This window comes from Streptomyces sp. NPDC051315, assembly GCF_044455165.1.
Taxonomy (GTDB): Bacteria; Actinomycetota; Actinomycetes; order Streptomycetales; family Streptomycetaceae; genus Streptomyces.
Genome location: NZ_JBITEN010000007.1, coordinates 41,297 through 62,526, shown reverse-complemented (window position 1 = coordinate 62,526; position 21,230 = coordinate 41,297). Strand labels below are relative to the sequence as shown.

Genomic DNA, 21,230 nt, shown 5'->3' with positions numbered 1-21,230 from the left:
GGGGGCGGGCGGGGGTCAGGCGAGCCGGATACGCGGGTCGATGAGCGCGTAGCAGGCGTCCACGACGATGTTGGCGACGACCACGAAGGAGGCGGTCAGCACCATCACGCCGAGCAGCATGGGCAGGTCGCTCGTCTGCACGGACTTCACGGCGAGCATGCCGATGCCCTGAAGGCTGAAGGTCTTCTCCGTGATCATCGCGCCGCCGAGCAGGACCCCGAGGTCGATACCGAAGATGGTGACGATCGGCCCCATCGCGCCGCGCCAGGCGAAGCGGAAGAAGACGGTGCGTCCGGACAGACCCTTGGCCCGGGCGGTGCGGACGTAGTCCTCGCTGAGCGTCTCGACCATCTGGGAGCGCGTCATACGGGTGTAGTTCGCGGTGAAGATGAGCGCCAGGATCATCCAGGGCAACATGAGCCCGCTGAACCACGCGCCGGGGTTCGTGGAGAAGTTGGTGTACGACGGCTGGTCCAGGATGTGCCACTGGTACACGAAGAAGTAGAGGGCCAGCGTGCCCACGAAGTAGATCTGCATCGACGAGGCGACCAGCGAGGCGCTGCTGGCGATCTTGTCGACTGCCTTGCCCTGCTTCATGGCGGCCACCATGCCCATGCCGACACCGAAGATCAGGAACACCACGGACGCGCCGAGGGCCAGGGAGAGCGTGGTCGGGAACCGGTCCCAGATGGTCGCCAGGACGGGCTCGCGGTTGACGAAGGAGTAGCCCAGGCAGGGCGCGTCGCAGTTGCCGAAGGACGCGAAGTCCCGGCCGACGAAGATGCCCGTGAGCCAGTGCCAGTACTGCACCGGCAGAGAGTCCGTGATCCCCATGTTGTGGCGGATCACCTCCAGCGTCTCCGGCGTGCAGAGCTTGCCGCAGGCCAGCCGGGCCGGGTCGCGCGGCACCGCGTAGAAGAGCATGAAGGTGACCGCGCTGATGATCAGCAGCGTGATCACGGCGCCGAGGAGACGGCGGGCGATGAAGCGAAGCATGGGGAGTGGCTTTCCTGGGAGGGCCGTCGTGCGGAGGGGCCGAACCGGGGTGACCGGGGGCCACGAGGACGAGCCGAGGGTGGGGACGGCGGGTGCCGCCCCCACCTCTCAGGGGATGGATCAGGCCTTGACGTACAGCTTGTAGAGCATGCAGCCGTCGAAGTTCGGGTCCATCTTGACGTTGCCGAGCTTGGAGCCGTGCAGGTAGATGCGCTTCATGTACACGTCGGGGATGAAGGCGCCCGTCTCGGTGACCTGCTTGTCCAGGGCCGCCCACATCTTGTTGGCCTTGTCCTGGTCGGGCTCGGCGGTGGCGGCCTTGATCGCCGCGTCGATCGCCGGGTCCTTCAGGTGCGAGTAGTTCTGGCCCTGGTCGACGACGTTCTTGCTGGCGAACAGCGGGTCGAAGACCGAGTAACCGGTCGGCCAGTCGGAGGACCAGCCACCCCAGTAGACGTCGAACGGGTTGTCCAGCTTGCCGATCTGGTCGTACCAGGTGGTGGAGTCGACGGGCTTGGTGACCACGTCGAAGCCGGCCGCCTTCAGGGCGTTCTCGATGACGACCTTGATCTTCGACTGGGTGTCGTCCTGCTGGTAGGCGTAGACGATCTTGGCGCCGGACTTGCCGGCCTTCTCCAGGATCTTCTTCGCGGCGGCCGGGTCGCCCGCCGGGTTCTTCAGCTTGCCCCAGACGTCCTGCGACTCGTAGCCGGCGACGAGCGGGCTCATGATGCCGGTCGCGTAGTCACCGCGGACCGCGCCGCCCTGCAGCTGACGGATCGCGGCGGTCGGCCAGGCCTTGATGAGGGCCTCGCGGACGGCCTTGTCCGTCACCCGGCTGGTGTTGATCCAGTAGCAGCTGACGCCGTTGCTCAGGGCCGAGAAGACGCGGTCCTTGGCCTCGGTCTGCGCCTTCTGGACGCGCTCCTGCGGGATGGTCCGCCAGCTGACGGCGTACTGGTCGTTGCCGGTGTCGGCCAGCAGACGGTCGATGGCCGTCAGCTGCTCGATGCCGAAGCTGAACTGGAAGGTGTCCGGGTAGGCGTTGCGGATCGGGTCGGTGGCCGGGTCCCAGTTCGTGTTGCGGACCAGGACCATCGACTTGTCGGTGGTGTGCGACTGGATCTTGTAGGGACCGTTGGAGACCGGCTTCTTGTCGTAGTTCTCCTTGGTGTCCTTCTTCACCGGGGTGGGCGCGTAGGTGTGCATCGCGACCACGTAGTTGAAGTCGGGGCGCGCCTCGGAGAGGTGGAAGGTGATGGTCTTGCCGCTGGTCTCGATCGACTTCAGGTGCTTGCCGCCGTACGGGCCGGGGTAGGCCTTGCGGTACTCGGCGCTGCCCGTCAGCCACTGCTGGACGTAGTTGGCGCCCTCGGTGATGTAGCTGGCGAAGGCGCGCTCGAAGCCGTGGCGGACGTCGTCGACGGTGACGTCGGAACCGTCCTCCCACTTGACGCCGTCCTTCAGGGTGAAGGACCAGGTCTTGCCACCGTCCTTCATGGTGCCGGTGTCGGTGGCGAGGTCGCCGACCAGCGTCATGGAGCCGTCGTCCGCGACCTTGTAGCCGGTCAGGGTGCGGGAGATGACGATCGCCGCGAGGGAGTTCCAGGCGTAGTAGATGCGCTGCGGGTCGAGGTGCGAGAAGTCGTCGTCGTTCAGCAGGTAGACGGTGCCGCCCTTCTTCGCGCCGGAGACCTCGGGGGCCGGGCCCTTCGAGTCCTCCGCGGTACCGATCTTGACCACGGTCGCGTTGGCCTTGGCGGCCTCCTGCTTGCCACCGCCACCGCCGGTGTTGCTGGTCGAGTCACCGCTGCTGCACGCGGTCAGCACGGAGCCCGCGGCGGCGGCAACGCCGGTGGCTATCAGGAAGTTTCTACGCGAAAAGGACATCGCATCCTGCCTTGGAAGTGAGAGTGATGAGAGAGATCCGGCACCCCGGCGTCCTTGCCGTGGTCCTGAAGGGCCGGAGTCAGCGCTTGGTCTTCGGGTCGAGGGCGTCGCGTACCGAGTCACCGAGCAGGTTGAAGGCCAGGACGAAGATCACCATGGACAGGCCCGGGAAGAGCAGGTAGGTGATGTCCTCCTGGTAGACCTGGGCGGCTCGCCCGATCATGACGCCCCAGTCGGGAGTGGGGTCCTGGATACCCACTCCGAGGAAGGCGAGACCCGCTTCCGTGGTGACCATCAACGGCAGGTTGAGGGTCGCCTGGATCAGGATCGGCGTCCAGAGGTTGGGCAGCAGTTCCTTGAAGATGATGCGCGCCGGTGAGGCGCCCGTGACCTTGGCGGCCTCGACGAACTCCCGCTCGCGCAGGGCCAGGACCTGACCGCGCAGCAGTCGCGCGATGGAGGCCCAGCCGAAGAGGGTGAGCAGGCCGATGAGGCAGGCCACCGTGAGCCAGACCGGCGTGTTCTCCTCGGGGGAGACGAACAGCGCGAGCACGACGGGGGTGAAGGCCACGAAGAACAGCTGCGAGGGGAAGGCCAGCAGGATGTCGATCACCCGGCCGATGAACCAGTCCGTCTTGCCGCCGATGTAGCCGGCGGTCACACCGACGATGACGCCGATGATCACCACCAGCAGGGTGATCGCCGCCGAGATCAGCAGCGAGTTGCGGATCGCGTAGAGCAGGAAGGTGAAGACGTCCCGGCCGAGCCCGGGTTCGATGCCGAACCAGAACTCGCTGCTGATGCCGCCGTTGGGCAGGACCGGGTAGCTGTTGTCACCGAGCAGCCCCGGCGTGTTCAGCCCGTACGTGGTGTACGGGTCCTTGCCGTAGAGCTTGGCGATCAGCGGGGCACACAGTGCGATCACGAAGAAGAAGATCACGATGCACGCCGATATGACGCCCGTGCGGTCCCGTTTGAACCGGCGCCAGGCCAGCTGCCCGGGGGAGCGGCTCTCGTTGGCCTTCGGGGCGTCAGAAGTGGTCGACTTCTCGACGCTCTCGTCGGTCACCTCAAGCGGGGCAGCCGCTGATGGAGTTGGGGGGGTCATGGTGCTCCTGGCCCAAGGGAGGGTCTGATGACTCCGCAGGGCACTCCCCTACGGGCTACGCGGGACTTTTTCAACGCAATTCGTTCAAGGTCAATAAATTCTGGTCTGCCTTGGTCTTCTCTTTACCTTCTTTACCTCGTCTTGACCATTCCGTAGCTACGCGTGTAGCGCGCCGTAATCGTTCCGTGTCCGCATTCGGGCCAATCGGGCGAAGCGGACAACGAGTTCGATATCCGGACGCCTGGGTGTCGAAATGCGTACATCTTGTGGTCACAATCCAACGGTTCGGCATCGGATCCCGATGATCCGTTGCGTCCTCCGGCGGAGATCCATTGTGACCTGCGCAGAAGATCCTTTTCGACCCTTTGGCGGGCGCCTGTTGTCGCGAGGGAGGATTTTCGGGCGTCCCTCCAACGGGCGCCCGACGGGCGCGGTGCGTGTGCGGTATGCACCTTTAGCGCTGATATTGGCCGGTAGTGGATCGATCTGGATCGATACGGATCAGGACCTTGGCACCGACGGCACGGCGCTCAGGTAAAGGCGCGGTCAATGAGGAGGCATCCATGCGTGGAGCCACGCACGCCCGGTGGGCCGCATGCGCGGTGGCGCTGACGTTCACGGCGACGGCCTGCGGGGCAGGAGCCGAGGCCGGCGGTACCGGTGCCGTGCTCAGCTCGTCCTGGTCAGACCCGCAGAACCCGCTGGAGCCCGCCAACACCAACGAGGTGCAGGGCGGCAAGGTCCTCGACATGATCTTCCGGAGTCTGAAGAGGTACGACCCGCGGACCGGCCGGGCCGAGAACATGCTCGCCGAGCGGATCGAGACCTCGGACTCGCGGAACTTCACGATCACCGTCAAGGACGGCTGGACGTTCAGCAATGGCGAGAAAGTGACGGCGAAGTCCTTCGTCGACGCCTGGAACTACGGCGCGAGCCTGAGGAACAACCAGAAGAACGCCTACTTCTTCGCGTACATCGAGGGCTACACCGAGACCCACCCGGATGACGGCGGCAAGCAGAGCGCCGAGACCCTCTCCGGACTGAGGGTCGTCGACGAGCGGACCTTCACCGTCCGGCTCCGGCAGAAGTTCTCGACGTTCCCCGACACCCTCGGCTACCCCGCCTTCGCCCCGCTGCCCCGGGCCTTCTTCACCGACCACGCCGGCTGGCTGCGGAAACCCGTCGGCAACGGCCCGTACATGATCGAGTCCTACACCAAGGGCTCGCAGATGGAGCTGAGGACCTGGGAGGAGTACCCCGGCCCGGACAAGCCGGCGAACGACGGGGTGACCCTGAAGGTCTACACCGACAACAACACCGCCTACACCGACCTGATGGCCGGCAACCTCGACCTCCTCGACGACGTGCCCGCCTCCCAGCTCAAGAACGTCGCGAACGACCTCGGCGACCGCTACCTCAACACCCCGGCCGGCATCATCCAGACGCTCGCCTTCCCCCACTACGACAAGCGGTGGAACACGGCGGGCGCCCGGAAGGTCCGCGCCGGCCTGTCCCGCGCGATCAACCGCGAGCAGATCACCCGGACGATCTTCCACGACACCCGCACCCCCGCCACCGACTGGGCCTCCCCGGTGCTCGGCGAGGACGGCGGCTACAAGAAGGGTCTGTGCGGGGACGCCTGCGTCTACGACCCCGCCGAGGCCAGGCGGCTCATCGAGGAGGGCGGCGGGCTGCCCGGCGGCCAGGTCAAGATCACATACAACGCGGACACCGGCTCCCACCGGCAGTGGGTCGACGCGGTCTGCAACTCCATCAACAACGCCCTCGGCAACGACAGGGCCTGCGTCGGCAACCCCGTCGGCACCTTCGCCGACTTCCGCGGCCAGATCGGCGACCGGAAGATGACAGGCCCCTTCCGCGCCGGCTGGCAGATGGACTACCCCCTCATCCAGAACTTCGTCCAGCCGCTCTACTACACGAACGCCTCCTCCAACGACGGCAAGTGGTCCAACAAGGAGTTCGACCGACTGGTCGACGAGGCCAACGCCGCGAGCGACGCCGCCACGGCCGTCGAGAAGTTCCAGCAGGCCGAGGCGATCGTCCGCGACCACATGGCCGCCATCCCGCTCTGGTACCAGAACGGCAGCGCCGGCTACTCCGAGCGGCTGTCCGGCGTACGGCTCAACCCGTTCTCCGTCCCCGTCTACGACGAGATCAAGGTCAGCTGACCCGCCATGGGGCGGTATGTGATCCGGCGCCTGCTCCAGATGATCCCGGTGTTCGTCGGCGCCACCCTGCTGATCTTCCTGATGGTGAACGTGATGGGCGACCCCGTCGCGGGGCTGTGCGGCGACCGGGAGTGCGACCAGGCCACCGCCGCCCGGCTGCGGAAGGAGTTCGGCCTCGACCAGCCGGTCTGGCAGCAGTACCTGACCTACATGGGGAACGTCTTCACCGGTGACTTCGGTACGGCGTTCAACGGCCAGCCGGTCACCGAGCTGATGGCGACGGCGTTCCCGGTCACCATCCGGCTGACGATCGTGGCGATCCTTCTCGAGATCGTCGTCGGCGTCACCCTCGGCGTCGTCACCGGCCTGCGCCGGGGCCGGCCCGTGGACACCGGTGTCCTGCTGGTCACCCTCGTCGTGATCTCCGTCCCGACCTTCGTCACCGGCCTGCTGCTCCAGCTGCTGCTCGGCGTCGAGTGGGGGTGGATCAGACCGTCGGTGTCCTCCGAGGCCGGCTTCGGCGAGCTGATCGTCCCGGGCCTGGTGCTGGCCTCGGTCTCCCTGGCCTACGTCACCCGGCTGACCCGCACCTCCATCGCGGAGAACAAACGGTCCGACTACGTCCGCACCGCGATCGCCAAGGGCCTGCCCCGGCACCGGGTCGTCACCCGGCACCTGCTGCGCAACTCCCTCATCCCCGTCGTCACCTTCATCGGCACCGACATCGGCGCGCTGATGGGCGGCGCGATCGTCACCGAGCGCATCTTCAACATCCACGGCGTCGGCTTCCAGCTCTACCAGGGCATCCTCCGCCAGAACACCCAGACCGTCGTCGGCTTCGTGACGGTCCTCGTCCTGGTCTTCCTGGTGGCGAACCTGCTCGTCGACCTCCTCTACGCCGTACTCGACCCGAGGATCCGCTATGCCTGAACAGCCGTACGAGCCCGAGGGCGTCGTCGCCGCGACCGGCATGGGCGGCGCGATGGATTTGGCGGCGACCGAGGGGGCGACGCTGGAGCAGCGGCGGGCACCGGCGCGCGAGGCCGCCTCGGCCGGACGGGCCCCGGGAGGGCCGGACGGCACCGGCCCCCTCGCGCCGGTCCCGCCGGCCGCCGCCGACGGACGGGCGCGCTCCCTGTGGTCCGACGCCTGGCGGGACCTGCGCCGCAACCCGGTCTTCATCGTCTCCGCGCTGGTCATCCTCTTCCTGGTCTTCGTCTCCCTGTGGCCCTCGGCCATCGCCCCCGGCTCCCCCCTGAAGTGCGACCTCGCCAGGGCCCAGGAGGGCTCCCGGCCCGGCCACCCCTTCGGCTTCGACGGCCAGGGCTGCGACGTCTACACCCGCACCGTCCACGGCGCGCGCACCTCCGTCACGGTCGGCGTCCTGGCCACGCTCGGCGTCGCCGTCCTCGGCAGCGTCCTCGGCGGACTCGCCGGGTTCTTCGGCGGGGTGGGGGACGCGATCCTGTCCCGGATCACCGACGTCTTCTTCGCGATCCCGGTCGTCCTCGGCGGTCTGGTCCTCCTCTCGGTCGTGACCAGCAATACGGTCTGGCCGGTCATCGGGTTCATGGTGCTGCTCGGCTGGCCCCAGATCTCCCGCATCGCCCGGGGCTCGGTCATCACCGTCCAGCGGAACGACTACGTCCAGGCCGCCCGCGCCCTGGGCGCCTCCCCCTCCCGCCTGCTGCTGCGGCACATCGCGCCCAACGCCGTCGCCCCGGTGATCGTCGTGGCGACCATCGCGCTCGGCACGTACATCGCCCTGGAGGCGACCCTGTCCTACCTCGGCGTCGGCCTGAAGCCGCCGACCGTCTCCTGGGGCATCGACATCTCCGCCGCCTCGCCCTACATCCGCAACGCCCCGCACGCCCTGCTGTGGCCCTCCGGCGCGCTGGCGGTCACCGTGCTCGCGTTCATCATGCTCGGCGACGCGGTGCGCGACGCCCTCGACCCGAAGCTGAGGTGACGGCCGCATGCTGCTCGAAGTACGCGATCTGCACGTGGAGTTCCGCACCCGCGACGGCATCGCCAGGGCCGTCAACGGCGTCACCTACGGCGTCGACGCCGGCGAGACCCTCGCCGTGCTCGGCGAGTCCGGCTCCGGCAAGTCCGTCACCGCCCAGGCGGTCATGGGCATCCTCGACATGCCGCCGGGGCGGATCACCGCCGGCGAGGTCCTCTTCCGGGGCCGGGACCTGCTGAAGCTCAGGGAGGAGGAGCGCCGCAGGGTCCGGGGCGCCGAGATGGCGATGATCTTCCAGGACGCGCTGTCCTCCCTCAACCCCGTCCTCTGCGTGGGTGACCAGCTCGCCGAGATGTTCGTCGTCCACCGGGGCCTGTCGAAGAAGGACGCGCGGGCCCGTGCCGTCGAGCTGATGGACCGGGTGCGCATCCCGGCCGCGAGGGAGCGGGTCAGGGACTACCCGCACCAGTTCTCCGGCGGCATGCGCCAGCGCATCATGATCGCGATGGCGATGGCCCTGGAACCCGCGCTCATCATCGCCGACGAACCGACCACCGCCCTGGACGTCACCGTCCAGGCCCAGGTCATGGACCTGCTCGCGGAGTTGCAGCGCGAGTACCACATGGCCCTGATCCTCATCACCCACGACCTGGGCGTGGTCGCCGACGTCGCCGACCGCATCGCCGTGATGTACGCGGGCCGGGTCGTGGAGTCGGCCCCGGTCCACGACCTCTACAAGGCGCCCGCCCACCCGTACACCCGCGGTCTGCTCGACTCCGTCCCGCGCCTGGACCACAAGGGACGGGAGCTCTACGCCATCAGGGGCCTGCCGCCCAGCCTGACGGACATCCCGCCGGGCTGCCCCTTCCACCCGCGCTGCCCGACGGCCCGGGACGTGTGCCGCACCGACGTGCCGCCCCGGTACGAGGTGGACGAGGACCGGGGCAGCGCCTGCCACTTCTGGAGGGAGTGCCTGCATGGCCACCACGGCTGAGCCGATCCTGGAGGTCAGCGGCCTCGTCAAGCACTACCCGCTCACCCGGGGCGTCCTCCTCAGGAAGCAGACCGGCGCGGTGAAGGCCGTCGACGGCGTCGACTTCATCCTCCGCCGGGGCGAAACCCTGGGCATCGTGGGGGAGTCGGGCTGCGGCAAGTCCACGGTCGCGAAGATGCTGGTCCACCTGGAGAAGCCGACGGCGGGCCGGATCCGCTACCGGGGCGAGGACGTCACCGGGCTGTCGGGAAAGGCCCTCAAGGCGGTCCGCCGCAACATCCAAATGGTCTTCCAGGATCCGTACACCTCCCTCAACCCCCGGATGACGGTCGGCGACATCGTGGGGGAGCCGTACGAGATCCACCCGGAGGTGGCCCCGAAGGGCGACCGGCGCCGGAAGGTCCAGGACCTGCTGGACGTCGTCGGCCTCAACCCCGAGCACATCAACCGCTATCCGCACCAGTTCTCCGGAGGCCAGCGCCAGCGCATCGGCATCGCCCGCGGGCTCGCGCTGCGCCCCGAGGTGATCGTCGCCGACGAGCCGGTGTCCGCGCTGGACGTCTCGGTCCAGGCCCAGGTCATGAACCTCCTCGACCGGCTGCAGAGCGAGTTCGAGCTGTCGTACCTCTTCATCGCGCACGACCTGTCGATCGTGCGGCACGTCTCCGACCGGGTCGCGGTGATGTACCTCGGACGGATCGTGGAGATGGGCAGCGACACCGAGATCTACGACCACCCCACGCACCCCTACACCCAGGCGCTGCTGTCCGCGGTGCCCGTGCCCGACCCGGGGGCGCGGGAACGCCGGGAGCGGATCATCCTCTCGGGCGACGTGCCCTCACCGACCGACGTCCCCTCCGGGTGCCGCTTCCGCACCCGCTGCTGGAAGGCGCGGGAGCGCTGCGCCCTGGAGGTCCCGGTCCTCGCGGTCCCCGCGGAGCTCCGCCACCCGGGCGGCCCGGCGGCCCACGACTCGGCGTGCCACTTCGCGTCCGAGGCGGCGCAGAGCAGCACATTTGTGCAGCAACCGCGTTAACATGCAGGCAACTTGGCTGACCCGATTCCGATATACGGACGCGTCAGGCTGAACAGCGTACGGCCGTGCGGGTGCCGTGAACGGGCCGGGATGCGCCATGTCATCCCGGCCCGTTGCCCTTCTCGGGCCTCAGTCCAGGCGGAGAGCGCGCCTGAGGAAGTCCACCTGGAGCAGCAGCAGGTTCTCCGCGACCTGCTCCTGCGGGGTCATGTGCGTGACCCCGGACAGCGGCAGCACCTCGTGCGGGCGGCCGGCGGCCAGTAGTGCGGAGGACAGCCGCAGGGCGTGCGCCACGACCACGTTGTCGTCGGCCAGACCGTGCACGATCATCAGCGGACGGTGGGGCTCGGCGGGGGAGGAGAGCCCCCCGTCCGTGACGAGCGAGTTCCTCGCGTACGTGTCCGCAGCCGTCGTCGGGTCGCCGAGGTACCGCTCCGTGTAGTGGGTGTCGTACAGCCGCCAGTCCGTCACCGGGGCGCCCGCGATGGCCGCGTGGAAGACGTCGGGGCGGCGCAGCACCGCCAGGGCCGCCAGGTAGCCGCCGAAGGACCAGCCGCGGATCGCCACCCGGGACAGGTCCAGGGGGTGGTTCCTCGCCAAGTCCTGGAGCGCCTCGATCTGGTCGTCGAGGGCGACCGTGAGGTCGTGGTGGATCGCCTTCTCCCAGCCGGGGGAGCGGCCCGGCGTGCCCCGGCCGTCGGCGACGACCACCGCGAAGCCCTGGTCGGCGAACCACTGCGAGGTCAGATGCGCGTTGTGGGCGGCGAGCACCCGCGGCCCGTGCGGCCCCCCGTAGGGGTCGAGGAGCACCGGCAGCGAGGTGTCACCGGGGTAGTCCGTAGGCATAAGCACGGCGCACGGGATACGGCGTGCGCCCCCCTGGGTGAGCTTCACGCGGGGGGACAGACCGGGATCTTCCGCATATGAACGGACAGTCACCGTCGGCTTCCCGTCCCGCATCACCCGCACCTGGCTCCCCGGCCGGTCCGGCACCGCCGACACCAGCACGGTCACCCCGCCGGAGCGCACCGCCGAGTGCACCCCGGGCTCCCGGGAAAGGCGCTCGACGCCGAGCTCGTTGACGCGGTAGACATGCACCTCGCCGACTTCCGGCTGCTCCGCGCCCTCGCCGGCCGACGCCGAGACCAGCACGTCGTCGGCCGTCACGTCCAGCACGGCCCGCACGTGCAACTGCCCTCCGGTCAGCGGCCTGTCGCCGACCGCGAGAACCCGCGCTCCGCCCTCGTCGGCGATCCGGACCAGGTGTCCCGAGGGGCTCCAGCACGGCACTCCAGGGAAAAGATCAAGCCAAATCCGATCTTCGTCCGCGTGCACCATCCGGGTCACCCCGGAGTCGGTGTCCACCGCCAGGAACAACTGACTGCGCTGGTCGCGCGCCTGTACGAGCAGCAGTGGCGCCCCCGCCCCTGACCAGTGCACTCGCGCCAGATACGGGTAACGCGCCCGATCCCAGACGACCTCAGTGCGCACCCCGTCCAGGCCGATCAGGAAGAGCCGGACCTCCGCGTTGGCCGTCCCGGCCACCGGATACCGGACGTGTTGTGGGTCACGTTTCGGCTGGGCCGGATCCGAGATCCACCACCGCTCCACCGGCGTGTCGTCCACCCGCGCCACCAGCAGCCGGTCGGACTCCGGAGCCCACCAGAAGCCCCGCGAACGCCCCATCTCCTCGGCCGCGATGAACTCGGCCAATCCATAGGAAACCGACTCCGACTCCGGCTCGGCCAGCGCCACATCGCCCTCGCCCTCGGCGCCCACGACCCGCAGCGCGCCCCGCGCGACGTACGCGACGAGCCGTCCGTCCGGCGAGGGCCGGGGGTCGATCACCGGCCCGGGGACGGAGATCCCGCGTGCCGTGCCGGCCCGCAACTCCGCCGTGAAAAGCCGCCCTGACAAGGCAAAGGACGCCAACTCGACCGCATCGTCGGTGGCGTAGCCGACGATCCCCGCCCCGCCCTCGCGACTGCGTTCACGGCGCGCCCGCTCCTCGGGCGAGAGGTCCTCCGAGGCGCCGCCCAGGAGGGCGCGCGGGTCGGCGGCCACGCGCTCCCGGCCGTCCGCCGGATCGAGCACCCACAGCGCGCCCGCCCGGTCCGTGCCGGAGTGCGAGCGCAGGAACACGACACGGGAGCCGTCGGGGGCCACCGTGAACGAACGCGGCGCGCCGAGCGTGAAGCGCTGGGTGCGGGCGTGCCGCCGGGGGAAGGAGTCGGACTCGGTCGTCATCCCCCGACCATATTGGCCATGCGCCCCCTTGTGCGGCTGTGCGCCACTCGATGCGCACGTACTCATAGTTATGATCACTAGCGCTGAGTGGGTATGAACCTGCTGGCAGTTGTATGGATTTACAAGTTCCCTCGCTCTGTTTCCCCCACGTACCCGGGTTCTTGGAGGTGAGCCGCCGTGGCACTCTCGATTTCGGCGGTGGTGCTGCTGGCGATCATCGTCTTCTTGTTGATCAAGAAGTCAGGGCTGAAGGGCGGTCACGCGGTTGTCTGCATCCTGCTCGGCTTCTACCTCGCCTCCTCGACGGTCGCGCCCACGATCAGCGATCTGACGACGAGCGTGGCGAGCATGATCGGCAGTATCAAGTTCTGACGCGTGCCGGCCCGTGGGCTCCGGTGGGCGGTTGACCGGAGCCCCACGACTTCCCCGCATCCGGATCCATAAGCCCGTCGGATCCGGGGCGAGTGCGGGGCTGGAGCGGGGGCGCGTGAACGGACTCGACGCTGACGACCGACTGCGGAAGCCGGCGAAGGCCTCGCCCGACTCCGGGCGTCTCCACGCGTACCAGCCTCTCCTGGCCATCCACGGCTCGCAGGCGGAGCTCACCGTCCTGACCAAACCGAACGCCGCCTATGTGAGCGCGGGGCAGTTCGGCGAGGTGTTGGCGAGCAGTTCGTCACCCGGACCGGCACACGGGTCGAAGGCACCAGCCAGTTCGACCGCCTCAACGCGCTCACGCGGGCCGGCGTGCGTCATCTACGTCGACGGGAAAATCGGCGGCGTCATCGAGGCCAAGCGGGAGGGAACCGCGCTCGCCGGGGCCCTCGCCCAGAACGAGCGGTATGCGGCCGGGGTGCTCAAGGAGCACGCGACGGCCGTGTGGCGCCGGGAGGAGCCCTTCGCGTTCCGGTACGTCAGCACGGGCACGGAGACGTACTTCCTGAACCGTGGCGACCCCGACGCCCGCTCCCGCGAGGTCTTCGCCTTCCACCGCCCCGAGACCATCGCCGCGTGGATGAAGCGGGCCGACGAGGAACCGGACACCCCCACCTTCCGCGCTGCCCTCCAAGCAGCGCCCGCTGACCCCCGCCCATCTCGACGACTTCGTGGCCGCCTACCGGGCCCGGCGAGCCCCGTCGTCCCGCGTCGAGTCCGAGGACGAGAACGGGCCGTTCAAGAAGTTCAGCTACGAGGACCTGATCGCCCGCGACAAGGTCAACCTCGACATCACGTGGATGAAGGACCCCGCCCTCGACGACGCCGACAGCGGACTCTCACCCGAGGAGATCGCCGAGGAGATCGTCCGCGACCTCCAGTCGGCGCTGATCGAGTTCACGGCCATCGCCCGCTCCCTGGGCGGCGAGGTCGACGTACCCGAGGCTGAGGTCGAGTAGGCGTCAGCCTGCGGACGCGTACGGCACGAAGTCGGCCCAAGCCTTCGGTGAGAGCTGGAGGCGAGGGCCGGCGGCGCGCTTGGAGTCGCGGACGTGGACAGTGCCGGGACTGGCGGCGACCTCGACGCAGTCGCTCGGGTTGCTGCTGTCGCTGTAGCTGCTCTTGAACCATGCCAACCCGGACACGTCTTCGTTGGAGGCCTTGCCGATCATGTTTCTCCCACCAGTTGCTCGATGAAGGCCAGTGACTCTCGTGCGGTCAGAGCCTCGGCCCGGATGATGCCATAGCGCAGTTCGAGGATCCGGAGCTGCCTCGGATCGTGGACGGGGCGACCGTTGAACTCGTCGTCCATACGCCCAACTGCCGTACCGTCTCCGAACTTCAGCACCTGGATGCGTCCTCCCGTGCCAGGGTGGTCCCAGCGGTCCGTAGGCATCACCTGAACTTCGACATTCCGCAACTTGGCCATTTCCAGAAGGTGTTCGAGCTGCCTGCTCCACACCATCCTGCCTCCGACTGGGCGCCTCAGCGTGGTCTCTTCCAGGACGAAGCTGAGTTCAGGCGCGGGGGAACGTTCGTAGATCGACTTGCGGGCCATGCGCGCCGCCACTGCCTGCTCCAGCTGGTCTTCCAGACTGACCGGCCGTCGGGTGCGCAGCAACGCGCGTGCGTACTCCTCGGTCTGCAACAGACCGTGCAAGTTGTGGTTGCCGTACGAGAGCAGTTCTACGGCCTTCGCCTCCAGCTCTGCCAGGTCCCGAACCTTCTTCGGATACTGGACCTTGCGCACGTCCTCCTTCATAGCCGAGAGCAACCCGCCCGCCCCCAGCAACTCGTCCGCCCTGTCCAGGAACTCCGGTCGGGGGATCCGCTTTCCGCCCTCGATCTTGTAGATCATGTCCTCGCCGTAGCCGACGGCCTCCGCGAACTGTGCCGCCCGCATCCCCTTGGCTTCGCGCCGCAGCTTCAACTGCCTTCCCACCGTGGCGACTACCGCGAGGCCCCACTCGTCGTCCGGGTCCACCTCCCAACCCGGCTCGTCCGTCTCGCCCGTGCCGAGCCGTCCCGCGTCACTGTCCACGCTCACTCCGCGTCCTCCCGTCGTACGACCTGGCAACGACGCTCTACCCGTGCCCGGCACCCCGACCTGCCCGGACAACGCTGGACAGAGTCCCGACAGTTACCACTCGTAGTCGCCCCGTCACTCATCACGGTAGGTCGGGTCCGCTACTCGGTGTGACGTAATCGGGGAAACCGGCGCTGCTGAAGGTTTCGAGCCGGACCACTCCCTCTGCTGGCCGAAACCCGTATGCACCGTTGAACGCCTTAGTGCGGCCTCGGAGGATGGTCATGGGCGGATGACGCGATGCCGGTGCTTCGCAACCGGTGGATCGGGGGATGAGCGGTGCTGGCAGGTGGCGACGCGGTCGTGAGTGGTGCCGGATGAGGAACCGTTTACAGGTCGCGCTCCAGATCATGCTGGCGCTCGTCGCCTGCTTACTCGGAATCGCCACCAACTACGCGACCAGCACCGACGAGGCTCCCTGGGTGCTGGAGGCGATCCAGAGGTTCTCCGTTCCGGCCATCGGATTGCTGATCGTGGCACTCGTGGTCGGGCAGGTCGTCGTCTACCGGCTGGAGAATCCCGCGCCACCCCGTGTCGAATGGCCGCGCGACCGGGTTCCCTACCCGGGCCTCGACGCCTTCGACGAGGACGAGGCGCCGGTCTACTTCGGCCGGGAGGCGCAGGCCGTCGAACTGACGCGCAGGTTGCACGCGACCGCGACCCACCCCGCCGATCGGTTCCTGCTGCTGGTCGGGGCGTCCGGAAGCGGAAAGTCCTCGCTGGTCAGGGCCGGAGTGATGCCCCGGCTCCGGGAACGCCGCTGGACCGTCGTACCGGCCTTCGCCCCCGGTCCCAGCCCGCTGGGTGCCCTCGCGGGTGCGCTGGCGGCCGCTGCCGACGGGCAGGAACCGGCGAGTGCCGTACTGCGCAGGCTGCGCCAGGGACCGGGCGCGCTGCGAGCCGAGTTGTCGCGGCTGCGCGGCGGTCGGTTCCGACGGGTGCTCCTCGTGGTCGACCAGTTCGAGGAGGTCGTCACCCTGGCGGGGGAGCGTGAACGCGCCCAGTTCCTCGAAGCCCTGCGCACCTGCGTGGAACAGGATCCGGCGGTCCGCGTACTGGCCACTCTCCGGGTGGACCTGCTGGGCAGGCTCCTCGGCACCGGGCAGGCGGAACTCCTGCAACACCCCGTCGCCATCGGCACATTGGGCAGAGTGCAGTTGATGGAAGTCGTGCAGCGGCCCGGGTCCCTCGTCGGCCTCGACTTCGAGCCCGGAGTGGTCGACTCCATCGTGAGCGAGACGGGGACGGACGACGCGCTGCCGCTGCTCGCCTACCTCCTCCAGGAGCTGTACTTCGCCTGCGGACCCGGCGGCACGGTGACGGAGGAGCTGTACAGGCGGCTCGGCGGGGTGCCGGGAGCACTCGCGCGGCAGGCGGACAACACCGTGACCGGGCTCGGGACCGGTGTGGGCATCGACTCCGTCCTCCGCGTTCTGCTCAGGTTCGTCACCGTCGAAGACCAGGACGTGGCCCGCCGCCACGTACCGCTGTCCGAACTCGACGAACAGGACCGTCACGTCGTCGACGCCTTCGTCGAAGCACGGTTGCTGCGCACCGACGTCACGGGCAGCGGCTCCACGGCCGGCAGTGAGCCCTGTGCGCAGGTGACGCACGAGGCCCTGTTCCGCCAGTGGGCCCCGCTGCGGCAGGAGGTCGAGGCGCGGGCGGAACGACTCCGCGAGCGCGCCGAACTGGAGCGGTGGGCGGCCGACTGGGAGCGGGCCGGACGCAGCGACGACTATCTCCTCACCGGGGAACGCCTCACGACGGCCCGGCGCTGGCTGGAGGCGCTGGAGGAATCCGGGCAGGCATCCGTACCCGCCCGCGCGCTCGTCGAGTCCTCACAGCGCCGCGACCTGACCTTCCTGAGCCGGGTCTCCGACAGCATCGGCAGGCAGGTCCTTCTGAGCGCGGAGAGCGAACCGGAACGCTCCCTGCTGCTCTCGCTCGCCGCGCTCGGGGAGTGCACGCCCACGCCCTCCGCCAGGCGCGGGCTGATGGCGGCGCTGGCGGCGAGTCACCTCCGCTCCCGGCTCGACGGACACACGGACACCGTCCGGCACATCGCCTGGTCACCCGACGGACGCACGCTGGCCACGGCGTCCAGGGACGGCACGGCCCGTCTTTACGACGCGCGGTCCGGTCGCACCCTGCTGGTGCTGCCGAGCGACGGCGTCATGGTCGAGTCCGTGGCCTGGTCACCGGACTCGACGAGGGTGGCCACCGTCGGCCGTGATCGTGTCGTACGGATCTGGGACGCCGTATCGGGGGAGCCGGTCCGGCTGCTCACCGGGGCCGGGGACATCAATCGGCAGGTGGCCTGGTCGCCCGACGGCCGGCACTTGGCTGCGAGCTCCAAGGACCGGATCGTCCGGGTCTGGGAGTCCGCTACCGGACGGCTCGTGCACGAACTCCACGGGCACGGCGACGACGTGTGGGGTGTGGCCTGGTCGCCGGACGGCAACCGTCTCGCGTCCGCCTCCCACGATCAGACCGCGATCGTGTGGGACCTGACGACGGGTATGGCAGCCACCACGCTCACCGGGCACTCGGACTTCGTCGAAGGCGTGGCCTGGTCACCCGACGGCCGGCGCATCGCCACGGGGTCAGGGGACCACACCGCCCGCATCTGGGACGCCACGACCGGCGACCTGCGCATGTTGCTGCGAGGACACACCGACTACGTGTGGAACCTGGCCTGGTCGCCGGACGGGCGGATGCTGGCCAGTGCTTCCTCAGACCGCACCGTGCGCATCGTCGGCACCGAGGACGCCAAGGTCCTGGCCGTGCTGCGGGGCCATACGGACACCGTGTGGGGCGTCACCTGGTCGCCCTGCGGGACCATGCTGGCCACCAGCTCCACCGACAGCACGGGCATGGTGTGGGACCTGCGCCCGCGCGGCGCCGAGGCCGTGCTGGCCGACGGACACCGGGGTCCGGTGAACCAGGCCGCGTGGTCCGGCGACGGCGACCGGTTCGCCACCGCCTCGGACGACGGCACCGTACGGGTGTGGGACGCGGGCACCGGAGTTCCGGCCGGACCGGTGACCGCGTTGGAGGACCGTGCCTGGGCCGTGGCCTGGGCTCCGCGGGGAGAGCGGGCCGCCTTCAGCAGCAACGACGGCCTGTTCCGGGTCGCCGACGGGCGTGGCGGCACGCTGTTCGAGCGGCACGGCGAGGTCGTCGAGGGGTGCGCGTGGTCCCCGGACGGCGGCCGTATCGCCACCGGTGGCCACGACGGCGCCGTGCGCGTCCTGTCCGCGTCGGACGGGACCGAGCTGCTGAAACTGACGGAGCACCAGGACTGGGTGGGCCGCGTGGCCTGGTCGCCGAGCGGACGGCTGCTCGCCAGCTGCTCCGACGACCGCACGTGCCGGCTGTGGGACATCGGCGACGGGCGGCAGTTCACCGTGCTCCGCGGCCACGACAACTACGTGGAGGACGCGGCCTGGTCCCCGGACGAGACGAGGATCGCCACCGCTTCCGGCGACTGGACCGCCGCTGTCTGGGACATCGCCACCGGACGCCGCATCGAGGTGCTGAAGGGACATGAGGGGCGGCTGCGCGCCATCGCCTGGTCGCCCGACGGACGCCACATCGCCACGGGCTCCGACGACCGCACCGTACGGGTCTGGTCCGCCGCCACCCTCGAGGAGATCGCCGTGGTCGGTGTGCACCAGGACAAGGTCACCTCCGTGGCCTGGTCCTCGGACGGCACGCGGCTGCTCACGGGATCGGCCGACGGAACGGCGCGGGTCTGGCGGGCGGAGCCGGACTACGACCGGCTGGAAGCGACCGCCCGGGGAAGGGTCTTCCGCACCCTCACCCACGAGGAACGACGGCAGCACCTGCTGCCGCTCGACCCCGCTTGACCGTGTGATCAGTAGGCCGTCTCGACCGTGCGTTCCTCCGTGCGGACAAGGTAGTCGTCCGGGTTCAGGCCCATGGCTTCGCGCTCGGGCGACGACCAGTACAGCGCGTTGCGCTCGGCGAAGGACTCCGGGCCCTCGTACGCGATCAGCCAGACGAACTGGTTGTGCTCCCGGTCCACCCAGGCCCCTCCGATGGCGAACCCCAACTTCAGGCGCAGTGGAACAATCTCCTCCCGCCAGCGCTCCACCCACTCGTCGAGCAGGCCGTCCCGGACGGTGTACGTACGCAACTGTGTGGTCTTCGGCATGGCGACATCTTCTCGGAGTGAACGGCCGGGGGCCACGAGTCGGTGTCCGGTCCCGCGTGATCCGGGTCACCTCCGGCTGCGGATGCCGACCGGCCGCCATGTGTACGAACGTGATCCGGAAACCGAAGGGCCGAATTCGGCCACCTTCCACCGAGCAGCGAGGCGGGGCGGATGCTGACCCCCTTCGAATCGCCCACCATCGACATCGACGACTTCTACCGTGCCGCCTGGGTGCAAGCGGTCGCAGCCATCGACCACTGGCTGCACGAAAAGGTCCTGCGCCGGGTCGGCGAGCTCGCGGCCAAGGACAGCCCGACATGCCGCGCCACCTGCGCGTCTACGAATTGACGCTGCACAGGGTCGAGGCAGTGCGGCGAGGTGATGTCACCCTTTCCGAGGCTGTCGTCGACCACCTGCGGGAAAAGCTCGCGGCACAGTCCCTCCAGCCCCGGAAAGATTTCGGAGGTGCTCAAGCTCGTCACGGAGAAGAAGGTCTGGTATCTGTCCGCCGGGTGGATCAACACGACGTTCTTCCAGGGGACGTACTTCGCTGAACGAGAAGACGCTTTTCGCAGTCGTTATCTGGAGATCACGCGGCGTCGCAACAAGATCGCTCATGATGCCGACCTGATCGACGGTGAGCGCCGCCCCATCGACGAGGCCGTTCGTGAACGACGCCATCGACTGGATCGAGCGAATCGCTCGTCATCGCCCACGTACTCGACGGGAGTGAGCGTCGGGAGGGAGGTGGCATGGTGACCAGCGCCGCCTCGTAGGGTTGGCCCCATGACGGAACCGCCCTCCCGGCGTCTGCTGCTGGTGCACGCGCACCCGGACGACGAGTCGATCAACAACGGCGCGACCATGGCCAGGTACGCGGCCGAGGGTGCCCACGTGGCCCTGGTCACCTGCACCCTCGGTGAACGCGGTGAGGTCATCCCGCCAAAGCTGCGGCACCTCACGGGCGCCGCCCTGGGCGAGCACCGGCTGCGTGAGCTGACCGCCGCCATGGCCGAGCTGGGCGTCGGCGACGTCCGGCTGCTGGGCGGAGTCGGCCGCTTCGCCGACTCCGGGATGATGGGCATCCCCGACAACGACGACCCCGCCTGCTTCTGGCAGGCCGACGTCGACACCGCCGCCGCCGCGCTCGCCGAGGTGATCCTCGACCTGCGCCCCCAGGTCCTCGTCACCTACGACGACGACGGCGGCTACGGCCACCCCGACCACATCCAGGCCCACCGCGTCGCCACGCGGGCCGTGGAGCTGGCCGCGGACGCCGGCTGGAGCGTCCCCAAGGTCTACTGGAACCGCGTCCCGCGCTCCGTCGCCGAGGCCGCCTTCGCCCGGCTCCGGCAGGAGCTGCCCGGCCTGCCCTTCACCAGGAGCGCCACCGTCGCGGACGTCCCCGGCGTCGTCGACGACGAGCGGATCACCACCGAGATCGACGGCACCGCGTACGCCGCCGCCAAGGCCGCCGCGATGGGCGCGCACGCCACCCAGATCGAGGTCGCCCCCGACGGGCGGTCCTTCGTGCTCTCCAACGAGCTCGCGCAGCCCCTCTTCACCACCGAGTACTACGAACTCGTCCGCGGGAAGCCCGCTCAGGGGCGGGAGACCGACCTGTTCGCCGGCGTCGAGGAGGTGGCGTGATGTCCGACCGGGGTCCGATGCTCGCCCAGCCGCTCCCCCGCCCCTCCGCCGGACGGATCGCCGCCCACCTGGGGCTCCTGCTGCTCGGCGCGGTCACCGCCCTCGCCGGGGCGCTCGTCCAGGCGGCCTGGTTCCCGGGCGGGCTGGTGCTCGCGCTCGTGGGCGCCGCCGGCCTCTTCCTCGGCGGGGCGCGCGCCCTGAACAGCCGGGGCGGGGCGGTCGCGCCCGCCGTCGGCTGGATGGTCACCGTCGTCCTGCTCACCGCCGGCCGCCCCGAGGGCGACTTCCTGTTCGGCGCGGCAGGCGGCTCCTACCTCTTCCTCCTCGGAGGTATGGCCCTGGCTGTGATCTGCGCCACCCTTGGCCCCGGGCGGCAACCTGTCGGCGGCACCGTCCGACTTGGCAAGTGACGTACTACTTCGCCATGACGTGACCGTGCGAGTCCGGTGTGGG

19 protein-coding genes are annotated in these 21,230 nt (G+C 69.2%); 12 read left to right on the top strand and 7 right to left on the bottom strand.

The window, feature by feature from the left end; translation table 11 throughout:
* Positions 1-15: 15 nt before the first annotated feature.
* The 3 genes from ACIBBD_RS15355 to ACIBBD_RS15345 all read right to left on the bottom strand — a co-directional run bounded on the left by ACIBBD_RS15355 (position 16) and on the right by ACIBBD_RS15345 (position 3,955).
* Entirely contained in the window at positions 16-996 is a 981-nt protein-coding gene (locus tag ACIBBD_RS15355) for an ABC transporter permease (protein WP_399419872.1), read from the bottom strand.
* Positions 997-1,116: 120 nt separating this feature from the next.
* The gene (locus ACIBBD_RS15350) at positions 1,117-2,886 is read right to left on the bottom strand and encodes an ABC transporter substrate-binding protein (protein ID WP_399419871.1); all 1,770 of its coding nucleotides are present in this window, start codon (positions 2,884-2,886) and stop codon (positions 1,117-1,119) included.
* 79 nt (positions 2,887-2,965) lie between these two features.
* A complete protein-coding gene (locus ACIBBD_RS15345) occupies positions 2,966-3,955 on the bottom strand; it encodes an ABC transporter permease (RefSeq protein ID WP_399419870.1) in 990 nt (329 codons plus the stop codon).
* Positions 3,956-4,557: 602 nt separating this feature from the next.
* Here ACIBBD_RS15345 and ACIBBD_RS15340 point away from each other — a divergent pair.
* Genes ACIBBD_RS15340 through ACIBBD_RS15320 form a run of 5 tightly spaced genes read left to right on the top strand, consistent with a single transcriptional unit; the run spans position 4,558 to position 10,179 of the window.
* Entirely contained in the window at positions 4,558-6,183 is a 1,626-nt protein-coding gene (locus tag ACIBBD_RS15340) for an ABC transporter substrate-binding protein (protein WP_399419869.1), read from the top strand.
* 6 nt (positions 6,184-6,189) lie between these two features.
* A complete protein-coding gene (locus tag ACIBBD_RS15335) occupies positions 6,190-7,113 on the top strand; it encodes an ABC transporter permease (protein WP_399419868.1) in 924 nt (307 codons plus the stop codon).
* A complete protein-coding gene (locus ACIBBD_RS15330; protein ID WP_399419867.1) occupies positions 7,106-8,152 on the top strand; it encodes an ABC transporter permease in 1,047 nt (348 codons plus the stop codon). Before ACIBBD_RS15335 ends, ACIBBD_RS15330 begins: the two co-directional genes overlap by 8 nt.
* A 7-nt stretch (positions 8,153-8,159) precedes the next feature.
* Positions 8,160-9,143, top strand: a complete 984-nt coding sequence (locus tag ACIBBD_RS15325; RefSeq protein ID WP_399419866.1) for an ABC transporter ATP-binding protein — start codon at positions 8,160-8,162, stop codon at positions 9,141-9,143.
* Positions 9,127-10,179 (top strand): ABC transporter ATP-binding protein, encoded by a 1,053-nt coding sequence (locus ACIBBD_RS15320; protein WP_399419865.1) that lies wholly within the window; start codon positions 9,127-9,129, stop codon positions 10,177-10,179. The genes ACIBBD_RS15325 and ACIBBD_RS15320 overlap by 17 nt, the downstream gene beginning before the upstream one ends.
* 129 nt (positions 10,180-10,308) lie before the next feature.
* Here ACIBBD_RS15320 and ACIBBD_RS15315 read toward each other — a convergent pair whose 3' ends face one another.
* The gene (locus ACIBBD_RS15315; protein WP_399419864.1) at positions 10,309-12,426 is read right to left on the bottom strand and encodes a prolyl oligopeptidase family serine peptidase; all 2,118 of its coding nucleotides are present in this window, start codon (positions 12,424-12,426) and stop codon (positions 10,309-10,311) included.
* A 177-nt stretch (positions 12,427-12,603) separates the two neighbouring features.
* Here ACIBBD_RS15315 and ACIBBD_RS15310 point away from each other — a divergent pair, with 177 nt between their 5' ends.
* Both ACIBBD_RS15310 and ACIBBD_RS15305 read left to right on the top strand, forming a co-directional pair.
* Positions 12,604-12,798 carry a hypothetical protein gene (locus ACIBBD_RS15310; protein WP_189934182.1) on the top strand — a complete coding sequence of 65 codons (195 nt, stop codon included), beginning with the start codon at positions 12,604-12,606 and terminating at the stop codon, positions 12,796-12,798.
* A gap of 734 nt (positions 12,799-13,532) precedes the next feature.
* Positions 13,533-13,820 carry a methyltransferase gene (locus tag ACIBBD_RS15305; protein WP_399419863.1) on the top strand — a complete coding sequence of 96 codons (288 nt, stop codon included), beginning with the start codon at positions 13,533-13,535 and terminating at the stop codon, positions 13,818-13,820.
* A 3-nt stretch (positions 13,821-13,823) separates the two neighbouring features.
* Here the strand turns inward: ACIBBD_RS15305 and ACIBBD_RS15300 are convergent, their stop codons facing one another.
* Complete coding sequence (locus ACIBBD_RS15300) at positions 13,824-14,033, bottom strand: DUF397 domain-containing protein (protein WP_399419862.1); 210 nt, start codon at positions 14,031-14,033, stop codon at positions 13,824-13,826.
* Positions 14,030-14,908 carry a helix-turn-helix domain-containing protein gene (locus tag ACIBBD_RS15295; RefSeq protein ID WP_399419861.1) on the bottom strand — a complete coding sequence of 293 codons (879 nt, stop codon included), beginning with the start codon at positions 14,906-14,908 and terminating at the stop codon, positions 14,030-14,032. Before ACIBBD_RS15295 ends, ACIBBD_RS15300 begins: the two co-directional genes overlap by 4 nt.
* A gap of 356 nt (positions 14,909-15,264) precedes the next feature.
* Between ACIBBD_RS15295 and ACIBBD_RS15290 the strand changes: the two genes are divergently transcribed.
* Entirely contained in the window at positions 15,265-18,819 is a 3,555-nt protein-coding gene (locus tag ACIBBD_RS15290) for an AAA family ATPase (protein WP_399419860.1), read from the top strand.
* An 8-nt stretch (positions 18,820-18,827) separates the two neighbouring features.
* On the opposite strand, the gene ACIBBD_RS15285 is transcribed toward ACIBBD_RS15290, so the two are convergent.
* A complete protein-coding gene (locus ACIBBD_RS15285; RefSeq protein WP_399419859.1) occupies positions 18,828-19,127 on the bottom strand; it encodes an NIPSNAP family protein in 300 nt (99 codons plus the stop codon).
* Between the two features lie 171 nt (positions 19,128-19,298).
* Between ACIBBD_RS15285 and ACIBBD_RS15280 the strand changes: the two genes are divergently transcribed.
* From ACIBBD_RS15280 to ACIBBD_RS15265, 4 genes are all read left to right on the top strand, one after another.
* Positions 19,299-19,475, top strand: coding sequence for a hypothetical protein (locus tag ACIBBD_RS15280; protein WP_399419858.1), 177 nt, complete (start codon positions 19,299-19,301; stop codon positions 19,473-19,475).
* A 117-nt stretch (positions 19,476-19,592) separates the two neighbouring features.
* Complete coding sequence (locus tag ACIBBD_RS15275; protein WP_399419857.1) at positions 19,593-19,886, top strand: hypothetical protein; 294 nt, start codon at positions 19,593-19,595, stop codon at positions 19,884-19,886.
* 27 nt (positions 19,887-19,913) lie between these two features.
* Complete coding sequence (mshB, locus tag ACIBBD_RS15270; RefSeq protein WP_399419856.1) at positions 19,914-20,777, top strand: N-acetyl-1-D-myo-inositol-2-amino-2-deoxy-alpha-D-glucopyranoside deacetylase; 864 nt, start codon at positions 19,914-19,916, stop codon at positions 20,775-20,777.
* Positions 20,777-21,187, top strand: coding sequence for a DUF6113 family protein (locus ACIBBD_RS15265; protein WP_399419855.1), 411 nt, complete (start codon positions 20,777-20,779; stop codon positions 21,185-21,187). The genes mshB and ACIBBD_RS15265 overlap by 1 nt, the downstream gene beginning before the upstream one ends.
* The last annotated feature ends 43 nt before the right edge of the window (positions 21,188-21,230 follow it).

Excerpts from the sequence above, each read along its gene's own strand:
- ACIBBD_RS15355 (WP_399419872.1), bottom strand. The coding sequence starts at position 996 with ATGCTTCGCTTCATCGCCCGCCGTCTCCTCGGCGCCGTGATCACGCTG.
- ACIBBD_RS15350 (WP_399419871.1), bottom strand. The coding sequence starts at position 2,886 with ATGTCCTTTTCGCGTAGAAACTTCCTGATAGCCACCGGCGTTGCCGCC.
- ACIBBD_RS15340 (WP_399419869.1), top strand. The coding sequence starts at position 4,558 with ATGCGTGGAGCCACGCACGCCCGGTGGGCCGCATGCGCGGTGGCGCTG.
- ACIBBD_RS15335 (WP_399419868.1), top strand. The coding sequence starts at position 6,190 with ATGGGGCGGTATGTGATCCGGCGCCTGCTCCAGATGATCCCGGTGTTC.
- ACIBBD_RS15330 (WP_399419867.1), top strand. The coding sequence starts at position 7,106 with ATGCCTGAACAGCCGTACGAGCCCGAGGGCGTCGTCGCCGCGACCGGC.
- ACIBBD_RS15325 (WP_399419866.1), top strand. The coding sequence starts at position 8,160 with ATGCTGCTCGAAGTACGCGATCTGCACGTGGAGTTCCGCACCCGCGAC.
- ACIBBD_RS15320 (WP_399419865.1), top strand. The coding sequence starts at position 9,127 with ATGGCCACCACGGCTGAGCCGATCCTGGAGGTCAGCGGCCTCGTCAAG.
- ACIBBD_RS15315 (WP_399419864.1), bottom strand. The coding sequence starts at position 12,426 with ATGACGACCGAGTCCGACTCCTTCCCCCGGCGGCACGCCCGCACCCAG.
- ACIBBD_RS15300 (WP_399419862.1), bottom strand. The coding sequence starts at position 14,033 with ATGATCGGCAAGGCCTCCAACGAAGACGTGTCCGGGTTGGCATGGTTC.
- ACIBBD_RS15290 (WP_399419860.1), top strand. The coding sequence starts at position 15,265 with ATGAGGAACCGTTTACAGGTCGCGCTCCAGATCATGCTGGCGCTCGTC.
- ACIBBD_RS15285 (WP_399419859.1), bottom strand. The coding sequence starts at position 19,127 with ATGCCGAAGACCACACAGTTGCGTACGTACACCGTCCGGGACGGCCTG.
- ACIBBD_RS15280 (WP_399419858.1), top strand. The coding sequence starts at position 19,299 with ATGCTGACCCCCTTCGAATCGCCCACCATCGACATCGACGACTTCTAC.
- mshB (WP_399419856.1), top strand. The coding sequence starts at position 19,914 with ATGACGGAACCGCCCTCCCGGCGTCTGCTGCTGGTGCACGCGCACCCG.
- ACIBBD_RS15265 (WP_399419855.1), top strand. The coding sequence starts at position 20,777 with ATGTCCGACCGGGGTCCGATGCTCGCCCAGCCGCTCCCCCGCCCCTCC.